General features: G+C 37.0%; 1 pseudogene. It reads left to right on the top strand.

Annotation, left to right across the window (positions count from 1 at the left end):
* Positions 1 to 139: 139 nt before the first annotated feature.
* A pseudogene (locus ACFINO_RS10160) lies at positions 140 to 489 on the top strand (ParA family protein); the annotation flags it as partial.

The raw sequence follows: 489 nt of genomic DNA, 5'->3' as shown, positions 1-489 counted from the left end.
ATTATACCTTTAAGCTTCTCACCGCCCCCTTATTACACCTTTTCTTCTCGTAACCCATTTGTCATTGTCGATTTGGAAAATACGGCATCTCGTTTAACTAGCTATAACTATCAGTCAGTCTGATTTCATCATTATTCCAATGAAGGAACAGCAACAAGATGCTTTCGCCACCATTGAGATTATCAAAGAAATTCATCGAGACATGAAAACTGTACACCGTTCTATTGCTCACGCTGTTTTATTTACTCAGTCTAAAGTTTTTGCCAACTCTAGAACTTCTCAATTTGTATCATCTCAGTTTAGAAAAAATCACCAAATTGATACCTTCGAAACTGAAATCAACGAGCGTGATGCATTCTCAGCGATTTTTGCAACTGGAGATTTTCATCGTGACCTCAATACAAAGGAAGTCAATGACCTCAACGCTGCAATGAATAATTATGAAGTATGCGCTGCAGAAGTTATTAAAAAACTGAGAGATAATCAGAC

Origin of the sequence: Bartonella sp. AA83SXKL, assembly GCF_042196965.1 — a bacterium.
In the GTDB taxonomy this organism is placed as follows: domain Bacteria; phylum Pseudomonadota; class Alphaproteobacteria; order Rhizobiales; family Rhizobiaceae; genus Bartonella.
Note: the sequence above shows the minus strand (reverse complement) of the source record. Positions and strands in the feature narration are given on the sequence as shown.